We start from the raw sequence: 11826 nt of genomic DNA on the forward strand, positions 1-11826 counted from the left end.
GCTGTGACGCTGGTTGCTGCCGGGAATGGTACCTGAGGGGGATCTGCCCGCAGCCAATACCCGCTCCCGGCAGATCCTTCCTACCGTACCAGGGCAAACCACAAAAAAGGCCGGAGCCGGAAGGCGGACATCACAGAGATATCCGCAGACCTCAGGCTCGGCCCTAGAATAAACTACTTCTTCAATAACAACGATTTCCCAGTCATCTCGACAGGCTGTTCCATTCCCATCATTTCGATCAGGGTAGGTGCAATATCCGCCAGACATCCGCCTTCCCTAAGCGTGTAGTCTTTCTCATAGTTCACCAGGATAAAGGGAACCGGGTTGATGGTATGGGCGGTGAAGGGATCACCGGTGTTGTAGTCCACTAATTGTTCCGCGTTTCCATGATCGGCGCAGATGAACATCTGTCCGTTTACTTCCATTAAGGCATCATAGGCTTTTCCCACACATTCATCTACTGCTTCTACCGCTTTTATGGCGGCTGACTCCACGCCGGTATGGCCTACCATGTCCGGGTTGGCAAAGTTGATGATGATGACATCGTATTTGTCTGATTTGATCGCCTCTACCAGCTTATCGGCTACTTTGTAGGCGCTCATTTCGGGCTGGAGGTCGTAGGTGGCAACCTTGGGAGATTTTACCAGAATCCGGTCTTCTCCCTTATTCGGCTCCTCTACTCCGCCGTTGAAAAAGAATGTTACATGCGCGTATTTTTCTGTCTCCGCGATTCTGGCCTGTGTCATGCCGTGAGCGGCCAGGAATTCGCCAAAGGTATTGGTGATCTCTACTTTATGGAAAGCAACGGTCTTGTTCGGGATCGTAACATCGTATTCGGTAAAGCAGATGTAGGTAAGATCCAGTCTCTTGTCCCGTTCAAATCCGCTGAAGTCATTATCACAGAAAGCTCTGGTTATTTCTCTCGCTCTGTCCGGACGGAAATTGAAGAAGATGACGGAATCTTTATCCTGTATCGTGGCTGCCGGCCGGCCATTTTTCATTACTACGGCCGGAAGGACGAATTCGTCGTTCTTACCTTCGTCGTAAGAATTCTGCACCGCTTCAGGTGCGCTGCCGGCTTGCACTCCTTCACCTTTTGCGAGCGCTTTGTAGGCCAGCTCCACCCGGTCCCAACGGTTATCACGGTCCATCGCGTAGTAACGTCCCATTACCGTGGCGATCTCACCGACACCGATTTCTTCCATCTTCGCTTCTAACTGTTCCACATAGCCTTTTCCGGATGCCGGAGGAGTATCTCTTCCATCCAGGAAACAGTGGACGTACACCTTATTGAGGCCGTGGTGCTTTGCCAGCTCCAAAAGGCCGTACAGATGGGTGTTATGGCTGTGTACACCGCCGTCTGACAGGAGTCCGAACATGTGAAGGGCTGAACCATTCGCCTTACAGTTTTCTACAGCTTTTAACAATGCCTCATTTTTAAAGAAGTCTCCGTCCTGGATTTCTTTCGTAATCCTGGTCAGCTCCTGATAGACAATCCGGCCGGCTCCCATATTAAGGTGACCCACTTCGGAGTTACCCATCTGACCGTCCGGAAGACCCACTGCCATACCACTGGCATTTCCTTTTACGAACGGATATTCTGACATCAACTTGTCCATAACCGGGGTGTTAGCCTCAGCAACCGCATTTCCATCTTTACGGTCATTTAATCCGTAACCATCTAAGATCATTAATACAGTTGGTTTTTTACTCATTTTGATTACTCCTTTTCTATTATCACATCGTTATCAATATAACACATATCCTATGCCAATTACAAGGAAATACGAAAAAAAAGCCCCTTCGATACGCCAAGTCTCTAATGCCGTCAGAAGTCTCACATACCGCTTAAATATAGCGTTAAGGTTTCGGCATTTATATTGTATCTGTAAATATAAAGCATATAATAAAAGTATAAAATAAATAAAGGGGGTTTTTTTATGAGCAATATGATTTTTGTTGCCACCGGTTCCGTTGCCGCTCTTATATTTGCTGCGGTCATGTATCATCGGGTTAAGAAGCTGCCTGAAGGAAATGAGCAGATGATCCGTATATCGGGATCTGTTCATAAAGGCGCTAATGCTTATCTGAAGTGCCAGTATAGCGGCGTGGGAATTTTTTTTGCCGCCGTCTTTCTAATCCTTTTGACCTTAGCCTTTTTTGGTTATCTCGGTTTTTTTACTCCATTCGCATTTTTAACAGGAGGATTTTTCTCCGGTCTGTCGGGTTTCATCGGAATGAAAACAGCAACTATGGCAAACTGCCGGACCGCGCAAGGGGCATCCCAGAGTCTGAACCGGGGACTTAAGGCCGCATTCTCCGCAGGATCTGTGATGGGTTTCACTGTTGTGGGGCTGGGTCTTTTGGATCTGAGTCTATGGTATTTCCTCCTCAGCGAGGTTTTTCGGAATCTTCCGGAGGCGGAAAGGATTACCGAGATTACCGCCAATATGATCACATTCGGCATGGGGGCGTCTAGTATGGCCCTGTTCGCCAGAGTCGGGGGCGGGATCTTTACCAAGGCAGCTGATGTAGGCGCGGATCTGGTCGGTAAAGTGGAAGAGGATATTCCCGAGGATGACCCCAGAAACCCTGCCGTTATAGCGGATAATGTGGGTGACAATGTGGGCGATGTAGCCGGTATGGGTGCTGATCTGTATGAATCTTATGTGGGCTCAATCGTATCCACTGCCGCATTGGCGGTAGCTGCCGGTTTCGGGACAAAGGGAGTCGGCGTTCCAATGCTAATCGCCGCATTGGGGGTAATCTCTTCTATTATCGGAACATTTTTTATCAAAACAAAAGAAGGGGCTACCCAGAAGCATCTGCTCACAGCCCTTCGTACCGGCACCTACATAAGCGCTGTCCTGATCGCGATCTTTTCTTTCTTTGCCGTCCGTCTGATGATTCCCCAGGACATGGGTATCTATGGCGCTATTTTATCGGGTCTGATCGCTGGTGTTCTGATCGGTGCCGTCACGGAATATTTTACATCTGACAGCTATAAGCCCACCCGCAGGTTATCCGCTTCCAGCGAGACCGGGGCCGCAACTGTTATTATAAGCGGGCTTTCCCTGGGTATGCTCTCCACTGTGGTGCCCGTCGTCATCGTGGGGATCTCTGTTTTAGTCAGCTATTACTGCTCCGGGGGAGCCTCTGACTTCAATCTGGGACTGTACGGCGTCGGTGTCTCCGCTGTCGGTATGCTGTCCACCCTCGGTATTACGCTGGCTACGGATGCCTATGGCCCGGTTGCGGACAATGCGGGTGGGATTGCTGAGATGACCCATATGGCCCCCGAAGTACGGGAACGCACAGACGCGCTGGATTCCCTGGGCAATACTACCGCCGCTACCGGCAAAGGCTTTGCGATCGGTTCCGCGGCACTGACCGCTTTAGCCCTGATCGCCTCTTATATTGATAAAGTAATACAGATCGCTCCCGACTATAAATTGAACCTGGCGATCACCAACCCGACGGTTTTGATCGGGCTGTTTATCGGCGGAATGCTGCCGTTTTTGTTCGCCGCCCTGACTATGAGCGCGGTCGGAACGGCGGCCCAGTCTATCGTTCTGGAAGTCCGCCGCCAGTTTCAGTCTATCGTCGGGCTGCGGGAGGGGAAGGCTGAACCGGACTATGCCGCCTGTGTAGATATGTGTACCCGTTCAGCGCAAAAACTGATGATTGCCCCCGCGCTGATCGCTGTAGTGGTACCGATTATCGTCGGGCTTCTGCTTGGGGTAAACGGTGTGGCCGGCCTGCTGGCCGGAACCACGGTGACCGGTTTTGTCCTGGCCGTGATGATGGCTAATTCCGGAGGTGCCTGGGACAATGCAAAAAAATATATCGAAGGCGGCGCGTATGGGGGGAAAGGCAGCAGTGCTCATAAAGCCGCCGTCGTCGGAGATACTGTGGGTGACCCCTTCAAGGATACATCCGGGCCTTCGATTAATATTCTGATCAAACTTACTTCTATGGTATCCATCGTATTTGCCGGACTGATCGTATCCGCTCATTTATTTACATAACATGGCAAAGAAAAATCCTGTCAATGGGCCTAGTAATGTTCGGCCTTATTGACAGGATATTCTTTTCTCTTCCGTTTGAGTATTATTTATTATAATTTACAATCTTTCCAAAATCAGGCTTTAAGGAAGCCCCGCCTACCAGGCCGCCGTCGATATCGCTCTGGGCAAAAAGTTCCGGAGCGCTGGACGCGGATACGCTGCCGCCGTACTGGATACGGATGGCCGCTGCGGTAGCTTCGTCATAGATCTCACCAATGCATACACGGATCGCTGCGCATACTTCCTGCGCCTGCTCTGTGGTGGCGACTTTACCGGTACCGATAGCCCAGATGGGTTCGTAAGCGATCACTGCGGTCTTCGCCTGTTCTGCAGTTACATTCAGGAAAGCGATCTTGATCTGCTGACGGATCCAGTCGATGGTGATGCCCTGTTCTCTCTGGGTTAAGGATTCACCACAGCAGATGATCGGGGTCAGGCCGTGCTCGAATGCTTTCAGGACTTTTTTGTTGACGGTTTCATCGGTCTCTGCGAAGTATTCTCTTCTCTCGGAATGCCCGATGATCACATATTTTACACCTACATCGGTCAGCATGTTGGGAGCGATCTCGCCTGTGTAAGCGCCGCTCTCTTCATAATACATGTTCTCTGCCCCGATCTCGATATTACTTCCCTTGGCTGCCTCCAGGCAGGGGATGATATCGATAGCAGGTACGCAGAACACTACGTCTACCTCTTCGTTTGCTACCAGGGGTTTTAACTCATTTACTAATGCAACGGCCTCACTGGGGGTTTTGTTCATTTTCCAGTTGCCTGCGATAATTTTTTTACGCATGATATAATTCTCCTTTTATAATCATTTGTTTCCTGGACATGATTGACCATTGTCCTTAAGCCGGCACGGCATTCCTAACGCCGCGGGGTTTCGACCGGTAACATTACTTATCGTTGGCTGCCACTACGCCGGGAAGTTCCTTGCCTTCCAGGAATTCCAAGGAAGCGCCGCCGCCTGTGGAGATATGGGTCATCTTGTCCCCGAAGCCCAGCTGGTTAACAGCCGCTGCGGAATCTCCGCCGCCGATGATAGTGGTTGCATCCAAATCAGCCAGTGCTTTGGCCACTGCGATGGTTCCGGCCGCGAAGTTGGACATCTCGAATACGCCCATAGGGCCGTTCCATACGACGGTCTTGGCATCCTTTAAAGCGTCCGCATACAGAGCCTGAGTCTTCGGTCCGATATCCAGACCCATCTCATCTGCTGCCAGGCTGCCTTCTACCACACGGAAGGAAGCATCGTTGGAGAACTCTTTTGCTGCTACGGTATCTACAGGGAGTAATAAGTTCACGCCTTTTTCTTTTGCTTTATCGATCATTTCTTTTGCGTAATCCAGGTATTCATCTTCAACCAGGGATTTTCCAATCTCTTCACCCTGTGCCTTCGCAAAAGTATAGCACATGCCGCCGCCGATAATCAGGGTATCGACCTTATCCAGCAGGTTGTTGATGACGGAGATCTTGCTGGAAACTTTAGAGCCGCCCAGGATCGCTACGAAAGGCCTCTTCGGATTGTCTACCGCATTGCCCAGGAAGTCGATCTCTTTTTGCATCAGGTAGCCCACAACCGCGGTATCCACGTACTGGGTAACCCCTACGTTAGAGCAATGTGCGCGGTGAGCGGTACCGAACGCGTCGTTTACAAACACATCACACAGGGAAGCCAGATCTTTGCTGAAGGCCTCGCCGTTCTTAGTCTCTTCCGCTCTGTAACGGGTATTTTCCAATAATACAACGTCGCCGTCTTTCATCGCTTCCACAGCCGCTTTTGCATTGGGGCCTACCACCTCGGGATCAGCGGCAAATTTCACTTCCTGTCCAAGCAGCTCAGTCAATCTTTTGGCAACCGGCGCCAGGGATAATTCCGGCTTCGGCTCACCCTTCGGTTTTCCAAGGTGAGAGCAAAGGATCACTCTTCCGCCGTCAGCGACTAATTTCTTAATCGTGGGCAGAGCGGCAACCAGACGGTTCTCATCCGTGATCTTTCCTTCCTGCAGCGGTACGTTAAAATCGCAGCGGCAAAGTACTCTCTTGCCTTTTACGTTGATGTCATCTACAGATTTTTTGTTTAACATAGTATATTCCTCCTCGAATCGCAAATTTTACGTTTTAGTAGGTAATAAAACCGAAAAACGGGTCCGGCCCTTCGTTAGACCGGACCCATAATCGGATCTTATATATTGATATTCGTTTCTCCGATGGATAATTATGCTAATTCAGAGAAGTATTTGATGGTTCTAACCATCTGGCTGGTGTAGGAGTTCTCGTTGTCATACCAGGATACACATTTCACTAATGTGTTGCCGTCTCCCATATCCATAACAGTGGTCTGAGTAGCGTCGAACAGAGAACCATAGGTAATTCCGATGATATCGGAGGATACCAGCTCGTCCTCGGTATATCCGAAGGAATCAGAAGCTGCTGCCTTCATAGCTGCGTTGATATCGTCTTTGGATACGACACCTTCGCAAACAGCTACTAACTGAGTCAGGGAACCTGTGGGAACAGGAACACGCTGAGCACAGCCGTCCAATACGCCGTTTAACTCAGGAATAACAAGGCCGATTGCTTTTGCAGCGCCAGTGGAGTTGGGAACGATGTTCACAGCTGCGGCACGGGCTCTTCTTAAATCGCCTTTTCTCTGAGGTCCGTCCAGAGTCATCTGATCTCCGGTGTAAGCGTGGATCGTGGTCATATAACCTTTTTTGATCTTAGCTAATTTGTTCAGAGTGTCTGCCATGGGAGCCAGGCAGTTGGTCGTACAGGAAGCAGCAGAGATAACCGTATCTTCTGCTTTCAGTTTGTCTTCGTTTACACTGTATACGATGGTAGGAAGGTCGTTTCCTGCAGGAGCAGAGATAACAACTTTTCTGGCACCAGCTTTAATATGAGCCTCGGATTTTGCTTTGGAAGTAAAGAATCCGGTACATTCCAGAACAACGTCTACATTCAGCTCGCCCCAAGGCAACTCTTCGGGATTGGCTTTTGCGTAGATTTTGATCTCATGGCCGTCAACAACGATGGAATCTTCTTTTGCTTCAACCTTGTCAGCTAATGCATATCTTCCCTGTGCGGAATCATATTTTAATAAGTGTGCCAACATTTTGGGGCTGGTTAAATCATTGATTGCAACAACTTCATAACCTTCTGCGCCAAACATCTGTCTGAAAGCAAGACGACCGATACGTCCAAATCCGTTAATAGCTACTTTTACTGCCATAGTTTTAATTCCTCCTAAAGTTTATTAATTACCCTCACTGCGTGAAATAACAGTGAATTCTTGAGTTTCCAACGATCAAAGGCGATTGTTAAAGAAATCTCAACCTATTTGATATTCTACATAATTTGTCCAGAAAATTCAAGTGCTATTTAAAAATAATTGAATACTCACCGAAGATTGGCTAATCCGCAGAATCCATAGTCCTTTTTGTCCCTTTCTCCGGTATTATTGCATAAGTGCATTTCCCTCTTCCATCTGCCGGATCTTCTTTTCCCCGGAGTCGGTCAGGGTTTTCAGCCCGTCGATCACGGTCTTCATCTGCGGCAGCGCCTGCTGCTTATAGGCGTTGATCGCGTCAAAGGCATCAAAGGTGTCCGCGAACGCGGATCTTAAGTCATCCACTGAGAGGCTGGCCTCCATGGAACGCTGCTGGATCTGGGCACCCTGCTCCTTTAGCATCCGGGCCGTGCTGGCGATCATGCTGCTGGTAGTTTTATTTAATGCTTCCACCTTTTCCATCACGATCTTCTGATTATACAGGGCTGAGGCCACCGTCACCGCAACCCGCAGAGCCGATACCGTCACATTCTGCGCCCGTTCCACCGCACGGATCAGCTCTTTGTTATTCCTGCGCAGAATCTCCATCGCTACGATCCCCTGCTGGTTCACCGCCAGCAGCTGCTGGAAATCCATAATTTTCTGCCTGAGCGGGAACTGGATCTCCTCCTCGGCAAATTTGATCTTCTCCGCCTCCATATTGGCCGCTTTCGCGTTATCGATCTCTACTGTCAGCGCGTCATCCATCCGGATACCCAGCTCGATATTCTGATTCAGCTTGATCGTCAGATCCCGCATGGCCACCTGCTCGATCTCCAGTGTGGTATTGTCCCGCTTCAGGATATTCTTTCCTTTTTCCAGAGATTCCAGGATATCGTGAATCATGTCATCGGCTTTTTGGAATCTGGCAAAATAGTTCCGGATCGGATTGAAAATCTTACCCAGCACCCCTTCCCTGGTAAAGTCCAGAGCGGACGGATCCAGCTCTTTCATCTTCTGCTGCAGTTCCACCAGACCGGTAACCACTTCACCGTTTTGAGAGCCCATCTTGCTGAGTTCCCCGATCCGTACCTGAAGCAGTTCATTCTTCTTTCTGGACTGGGTAACCACATCCATTCCAAAGGATTCGATGGAATCCACGTACTTTCTTCTGTCCGCCAAAGATCCCAGGTCTACCGCCAGCGCTTCCTGCGCATTCTGCTTTGCCACATCCAGGATCAGCTCTTTTTTCTCCTGGGAGGGCGCGATCTCCTGCACCACCTCTTTCTCGATCACCTTTGTATCCGGTATTTCCATTGAAAATGCCATCCATTCACCCTCCTACATCTGTGCGTTAAACAAGTTTTTCAGTTTATAGATTACATCATCCGTCTCCGCGTTGATACTGGCGGCCTCATTGATGGATGATATCTTCTCCAGCGCCGTGATATCTGCGTTGTAACCGATCGTATAAACGGGAATCGAATATGTCTCCAGAATATCCCGGACATCATTTAAGCTGTAACCCGTATTAGAATCCCCATCACTTAATACAAACAGCATGGGCTTCGCATCCGGGTGTTCCACCAGTGCCTTCTCCAGCATATCGACACCCACGGCAATTCCGTCAAAGGTAGCGGTACCGCCCGTAGCGATCAAATCGGAAATAGCCCCTTTAAAATAGGCCTGCTGGTTCAAATCGAACTGTCCAACCGGCAGATTCACATATACATCATTATTATAGGAAACCATTCCCACATAGTGGTCCGACTTAATATACTGCATACTGTTGATCATGGATTCCTTCAGCATGTTCAGCGGCGCCCCGTCCATACTGCCCGAGATATCGATGACGAACACGGCCACAATCGGCGTACCCACGTCTTTATTTTCCTTCCAGAGCTTCTGGGCCTTAATTAACGTATCCCCGTCAAATTCCGGTGTCTCACTGACATACTCATCCATATTATTAAATCCATACTCTGAAGCCAGCTTCTGATTTTCATCATTTAAACAGAAATCCTTAAACATGTTCAGCAGCTGCTTCTTATCCTCCGATAAGGTACCCACTGCATACAGCGGCTCATCATGGCGTACGCCAAACGGAGTGAAAATATACTCTCTTTTCAGATCCGGAAGGTTCGCGTAACTCTGGTATTCCAGAATAAACCCATCCAGCGCCCCCGACTCCGCTGCATCCCGCATCTGCATCGTCGTGTAGGAGACAAACGGAATATTGGTCTGGAAACTGTTAAAGCCCTCCACCGCCGTATCGCTTAAAATATTATTATTATCATATGTATAAAGGGTATTTACCAGGAAATTAAGCCCCGCTGAGCTTGCAAAGGGATTCGTATACCCCATGATAATCTCCGCGTCAATCGTCGCCTGCGTAATCGTCTTCATATTAATTGCGCCATACTTATCCATCAGCGCATTGTATTTATCTTCTTTCAAGAGCACTCCGGCCACATTTCCCGCCAGCCGGTCCGTAAGCATTTCCACCGGCACACCCTCAGCCTTGATCATCTCTCCCCAAAACGTATTCGATGGAGAAATCGCGTCCGGTACATATTTCCCAGAAGAAATATATTCCACCGCCGTTCCGGAAGAAACATTCCGAATCGCTACCGAAACCGGCTGTCCATTTACCTCATATTCCTGCTGGTTAAACTTCTGTGCCACCTCGTTAAACCATCCGTCCGTTCCGTCCCCAGCCTTCTCCGGTGAAGACAGAATCTCCACATACAGATCCGTAGCCGGCTGCACGGTCAGCGGATACGTCCCAATATCCGGCAGTTCATCCTGCAAAGAAGTCGTACTAAGCTCCACCGCCTCTTTCCGGGCCGGAACTTCCGTCGCCTCGATCTTCTTCACCATCTTCTCAAGCTTCTTGTCCGCGGACTCCTGGGATATGGCGGACGATGACTTCCCAATATTCCTGGTCAGAAACAGACCACCCAGTACCGCTGCGAATACCAGAATACCGACCGCGGCAATAATCACAATACCCTTATTCTTCTTCATGCCCATTCTCCTCTACTTGTAATATTTTGTATGTTCAATCAAGCTGTTAATCTCCTGAATAGCCGGAAGCTCCTCCAGCGTGCCGCTGTCAATATCATCCAGCTTCGAGATCTCCAGTATCAGCCCATCCAGCTTCAGCAGAATATCTTCATTCATATCAATCGTACTGTGCACATAATCAATATGCTCCTTACAGATCTCCAAAATCTTCGCCGTACTCTCCGACGCCTTCCCTGCTGTCCCTCTCAGTGCATTCCGGTACTCCTCCTCATCAAACAGATTGATCCGGTTAATCATCTTCTTCACATTATCATAAAAAATCTCCGACGCGCCCCGCATCGCATTCTGAAACTGCTGGTAAGCCATCTCCCCCTCTGTAAAATACTGAAGCAGAATGACATTCAGCACCTCCGTCTTTTTCATCATCTTCTCAATACACTTCACCATGTGGTCCGTCTCATCCTCAAAAGTCCTCTTGGCAGAGTCCTTCAGCACATCCAGATAATCCTCCGGCTTCGCGAACTCTTCCTTCCGGTAAATCTGTGTCTTATTCCCCTTAAAAATAATCCTGTAATTCCCATAACAAAAAACGAGCAGGCTCACAACAACAATCGTGATACACAAGGCCCGCACGATCAGACTCTGGCTCTCCCACAGGTTCAGCATTCCCTCCGAGAAAACCACAATATTTAAAAGCACTATCCCCAAATTCAAACACACCAGCTTAACGATCTGTTTCTGCGACAACTCTAGACCTCCCTGAAGCTTTTCTCCCGAATCCTGACTCTTGACTTGCTATGTCTTCAATTATAAAGCACCCCTAAAAACATTACAAGCTTATTTTCGCCATGCGGGTGTAATGGGTGCAATGGGTACGGGAAGATCGGGCAGCGGCCAAGGGCCGGCGGGGCGGGGGACCATCTCGTGGGGCCAAATCGCTTCGGACGGACCTAAGAATGGGTAACTCCGATAGAGGGAGAACCTCTTATTAGCAGGGCCTGGAACAAACTCGCCAAAAGACGGCTCGGACAGTGTTCCAGGCCCTGCGAGGTTCTCCCTCCATCTGCGTAACCCCTTCTAAGGCCCGCCCTCAAGCGATTTGGCCCCACGAGATGGTCCCCCGCCCCGCCGGCCCTTGGCCGCTGCCCGATCTTCCCTGCGTTGGTGCAGGCTGATATTCATGTTCTGACAATGGTTATCTTGACTTGGGATAAGCAGTATAAAAGTTAATAGTTATTCCCAAAGCAGGAGCGGCAGGCGTAAGAACGGATGCTGGGATAGGGGCTAAGGCTGGCGGGCGAAGTCTGGGGATGCTCCCGGCGGCCGGGTCCTTTTGTGTCTCCTTGGGAGTGCATAGGGCGGCTGTGTATCAGCTTAGTGAAATCGAAAAGCCGGGTTCAGGATGCACGGCGGACTTCACGTCCGACGGGCAAGAGCCTCTGAACCGGGAACACATCCTGTGTT

Annotated in this window: 8 protein-coding genes; 1 reads left to right on the forward strand and 7 read right to left on the reverse strand. The window is 49.6% G+C overall.

The window, feature by feature from the left end; genetic code table 11:
- Positions 1-173: 173 nt before the first annotated feature.
- Complete coding sequence (gpmI, locus tag KTH90_RS15315) at positions 174-1715, reverse strand: 2,3-bisphosphoglycerate-independent phosphoglycerate mutase (RefSeq protein WP_158354100.1); 1542 nt, start codon at positions 1713-1715, stop codon at positions 174-176.
- Between the two features lie 225 nt (positions 1716-1940).
- Between gpmI and KTH90_RS15320 the strand changes: the two genes are divergently transcribed.
- On the forward strand, positions 1941-4028 hold the full coding sequence (locus tag KTH90_RS15320) for a sodium-translocating pyrophosphatase (RefSeq protein WP_158354101.1): 2088 nt from the start codon (positions 1941-1943) through the stop codon (positions 4026-4028).
- Between the two features lie 82 nt (positions 4029-4110).
- Here KTH90_RS15320 and tpiA read toward each other — a convergent pair whose 3' ends face one another.
- The 6 genes from tpiA to KTH90_RS15350 form a co-directional block, all read right to left on the reverse strand.
- Positions 4111-4863, reverse strand: coding sequence for a triose-phosphate isomerase (tpiA, locus tag KTH90_RS15325; protein WP_158354102.1), 753 nt, complete (start codon positions 4861-4863; stop codon positions 4111-4113).
- A 100-nt stretch (positions 4864-4963) separates the two neighbouring features.
- A complete protein-coding gene (locus KTH90_RS15330; RefSeq protein WP_158354103.1) occupies positions 4964-6154 on the reverse strand; it encodes a phosphoglycerate kinase in 1191 nt (396 codons plus the stop codon).
- Positions 6155-6285: 131 nt separating this feature from the next.
- Positions 6286-7299, reverse strand: a complete 1014-nt coding sequence (gap, locus tag KTH90_RS15335) for a type I glyceraldehyde-3-phosphate dehydrogenase (RefSeq protein WP_158354104.1) — start codon at positions 7297-7299, stop codon at positions 6286-6288.
- A gap of 225 nt (positions 7300-7524) precedes the next feature.
- Complete coding sequence (locus tag KTH90_RS15340; RefSeq protein ID WP_158354105.1) at positions 7525-8664, reverse strand: toxic anion resistance protein; 1140 nt, start codon at positions 8662-8664, stop codon at positions 7525-7527.
- Between the two features lie 12 nt (positions 8665-8676).
- Complete coding sequence (locus KTH90_RS15345; protein WP_158354106.1) at positions 8677-10362, reverse strand: vWA domain-containing protein; 1686 nt, start codon at positions 10360-10362, stop codon at positions 8677-8679.
- Between the two features lie 12 nt (positions 10363-10374).
- Positions 10375-11109: a hypothetical protein gene (locus KTH90_RS15350; protein ID WP_158354107.1), complete on the reverse strand. Its 735-nt coding sequence runs from the start codon at positions 11107-11109 to the stop codon at positions 10375-10377.
- Positions 11110-11826 lie beyond the last annotated feature (717 nt).

The sequence above is a fragment of the Diplocloster modestus genome (genome assembly GCF_019042245.1).
Lineage (GTDB): Bacteria > Bacillota > Clostridia > Lachnospirales > Lachnospiraceae > Diplocloster > Diplocloster modestus.

Coding starts and splice junctions, on each gene's coding strand:
- KTH90_RS15330 (WP_158354103.1), bottom strand. CDS start 6,154: ATGTTAAACAAAAAATCTGTAGATGACATCAACGTAAAAGGCAAGAGA.
- KTH90_RS15340 (WP_158354105.1), bottom strand. CDS start 8,664: ATGGCATTTTCAATGGAAATACCGGATACAAAGGTGATCGAGAAAGAG.
- gap (WP_158354104.1), bottom strand. CDS start 7,299: ATGGCAGTAAAAGTAGCTATTAACGGATTTGGACGTATCGGTCGTCTT.
- KTH90_RS15345 (WP_158354106.1), bottom strand. CDS start 10,362: ATGAAGAAGAATAAGGGTATTGTGATTATTGCCGCGGTCGGTATTCTG.
- gpmI (WP_158354100.1), bottom strand. CDS start 1,715: ATGAGTAAAAAACCAACTGTATTAATGATCTTAGATGGTTACGGATTA.
- KTH90_RS15320 (WP_158354101.1), top strand. CDS start 1,941: ATGAGCAATATGATTTTTGTTGCCACCGGTTCCGTTGCCGCTCTTATA.